Consider the following 3,235-nt stretch of genomic DNA (forward strand, 5'->3'; position numbering starts at 1 on the left):
TGGTTGCGGGGACAGGATTTGAACCTGTGACCTTCAGGTTATGAGCCTGACGAGCTACCGGGCTGCTCCACCCCGCGACACCTTTGTCGCCCATTTGGGCGGGAGGGGTATGTGGCATTGTGAATGGTTATGTGCACCGGCTTCAATGCCTGGCGACGACCTACTCTTCCACTGCTTAGGCAGTAGTACCATTGGCGCGGTCTGGTTTCACGGCCGAGTTCGGGATGGGATCGGGTGGTTCACAGACGCTATAGCCACCAGGCAATGAAGCGGGTGCACGGTTTTCAAATCGATGGGAAGGCTGGGTATTTTCAACCACGGTAGTCAGCCAGTGCTGACGTTGGGGGTGTGAACTCTACAAGCGCGAATAGGACAATTAGTATCGGTTAGCTTCACGCATTACTGCGCTTCCACATCCGATCTATCAAGGTCGTGGTCTCCGACCGTCCTAAGAAATCTTATCTTGAGGGAGGCTTCCCGCTTAGATGCTTTCAGCGGTTATCCCGTCCATGCATAGCTACCCTGCTGCGCCGTTGGCACGACGACAGGTACACCAGAGGCATGTTCACCCCGGTCCTCTCGTACTAGGGGCAACTCCTCTCAAATTTCGACGCCCACGGCAGATAGGGACCAAACTGTCTCGCGACGTTCTGAACCCAGCTCACGTACCACTTTAATTGGCGAACAGCCAAACCCTTGGGACCTGCTCCAGCCCCAGGATGTGATGAGCCGACATCGAGGTGCCAAACAACCCCGTCGATATGAGCTCTTGGGGGTTATCAGCCTGTTATCCCCGGCGTACCTTTTATCCGTTGAGCGATGGCCCTTCCACGAGGGACCACCGGATCACTATGACCGACTTTCGTCTCTGCTCGACTTGTCAGTCTCGCAGTCAGGCTGGCTTATGCCATTGCACTCTAACAGACGGTTTCCAACCGTCCTGAGCCAACCTTCGCGCGCCTCCGTTACTCTTTAGGAGGCGACCGCCCCAGTCAAACTACCCGCCACAGAGGGTCCCTCAACCAGTTTCATGGTTGCAGGTTAGACATCAGAAAACAACAGGGTGGTATTTCACCTATGGCTCCACACCGGCTGGCGCCAATGCTTCAAAGCCTCCCACCTATGCTACACAGTTCTTTCCTAATGCCACTCTGAAGCTGCAGTAAAGGTGCACGGGGTCTTTCCGTCTAACCGCGGGTACTCCGCATCTTCACGGAGAATTCAATTTCGCTGAGCATGTCCTGGAGACAGTGGGGAAGTCGTTACGCCATTCGTGCAGGTCGGAACTTACCCGACAAGGAATTTCGCTACCTTAGGACCGTTATAGTTACGGCCGCCGTTTACCTGGGCTTCATTTCAGAGCTTGCACCCCTCCACTTAACCTTCAGGCACCGGGCAGGCGTCAGGCCCTATACGTCGTCTTGAAGCCGACTTAGCAGAGCCCTGTGTTTTTGCTAAACAGTCGCTACCCCCTGGCCTGTGCCCCCAGCAAGAGCTTGCGCTTATGCTGGGCCTCCTTCTTCCGAAGGTACGGAGGCAATTTGCCGAGTTCCTTCAGGACACTTCTCTCAAGCGCCTTGGTATACTCTACCTGACCACCTGTGTCGGTTTCGGGTACGGTCTATACGGTGGGGCTATTTCCCGGGACAGCTTCGAAGCCGGATCAATCCGATAAGATCCGACAACACACGCCATCCGTCACACACCACCAGGCCCACGAATATTAACGTGGTTCCCATCGACTACCCCCTTCGGGCTCGTCTTAGGGGCCGGCTCACCCTGCGCGGATTAGCCTTGCGCAGGAACCCTTGGTCTTTCGGCGAGAGGGCATCTCACCCTCTTTATCGCTACTCATGTCTGCATTCGCACTTCCGATACCTCCACGGTCCATTACCAGACCGCTTCACAGGCGTACGGAACGCTCCGCTACCGCGTACACAAAGTGTACACCCTAAGCTTCGGTGCGTGTCTTGAGCCCCGTTACATCTTCGCCGCAGGAACCCTTGTTTAGACCAGTGAGCTGTTACGCTTTCTTTAAAGGATGGCTGCTTCTAAGCCAACCTCCTGGTTGTTTTGGGATTCCCACATGCTTTCCCACTTAGACACGACTTGGGGACCTTAGCTGTAGGTCAGGGCTGTTTCCCTTTTGACGACGGACCTTAGCACCCGCCGTCTGTCTCCCGGATATCACTCTTATGTATTCGGAGTTTGGTTAGTATTGGTAGATCTCGCGACCCCCGCAACCATCCAGTGCTCTACCCCATAAGGTGTCCATCCGAGGCACTACCTCAATAGTTTTCGCGGAGAACCAGCTATTTCCCGGCTTGATTGGCCTTTCACCCCTAAACACAACTCATCCGGTAACTTTTCAACGTTAATCGGTTCGGACCTCCAGTGGGTGTTACCCCACCTTCATCCTGGTCATGCCTAGATCGCCGGGTTTCGGGTCTAATCCATCAAACTAATTCGCCCTATTCAGACTCGCTTTCGCTGCGCCTACACCTAACGGCTTAAGCTTGCTTGATAGATTAAGTCACAGACCCATTATGCAAGAGGTACGCTGTCACCCCATGAAGAGGCTCCAACTGCTTGTAGGCAATCCGTTTCAGGTACTGTTTCACTCCCCTCATCGGGGTGCTTTTCACCTTTCCCTCACGGTACTAGTTCGCTATCGGTCATGTACGAGTATTTAGGCTTGGAGGGTGGTCCCCCCATGTTCAGACAGAATTACACGTGTTCCGCCCTACTCGAGTCCTGACACATCACTTTCGCATACGGGGCTGTCACCCGCTATGGCCGTCCTTTCCAGAACGTTCTGCTAGTTGAATGTCAGGCACTGGCCTGGTCCGCGTTCGCTCGCCACTACTAACGGAATCTCGGTTGATGTCTTTTCCTCCGGGTACTGAGATGTTTCAGTTCGCCGGGTTCGCTTCTCGAAACCTATGTATTCAGTCTCAAGATACCTTGCCCAATTAACCCTGCATGCCGTTTCCAACAGTCAGGATTAATCGGATAGGTGGGTTTCCCCATTCGGAAATCGTCGGGTCAAAGGTTGCTCACACCTCACCGACGCTTATCGCAGCGTGCCACGTCCTTCATCGCCTGTACATGCCAAGGCATCCACGAATTGCCCTTACCTCACGCTTGAGAGTCCACACCACCAACGACAACACTGGATCGACGTTCGCTAGAACGACGACACGAAACTCGGCAGAGCAGTGTATCGCGGTTGTTT

General features: G+C 54.3%; 1 tRNA gene and 2 rRNA genes. All 3 read right to left on the reverse strand.

Annotated elements, in window-relative coordinates:
* Nucleotides 1–77: transfer RNA gene (locus MF609_RS19735), tRNA-Met, on the reverse strand.
* A 70-nt stretch (nucleotides 78–147) separates the two neighbouring features.
* Nucleotides 148–262, reverse strand: a 5S ribosomal RNA gene (gene rrf, locus MF609_RS19740).
* A gap of 94 nt (nucleotides 263–356) precedes the next feature.
* Nucleotides 357–3,147: ribosomal RNA gene (locus MF609_RS19745) — 23S ribosomal RNA — on the reverse strand.
* Nucleotides 3,148–3,235: the final 88 nt, after the last annotated feature.

Source organism: Sphingomonas panni, from assembly GCF_022664435.1.
In the GTDB taxonomy this organism is placed as follows: domain Bacteria; phylum Pseudomonadota; class Alphaproteobacteria; order Sphingomonadales; family Sphingomonadaceae; genus Sphingomonas; species Sphingomonas panni.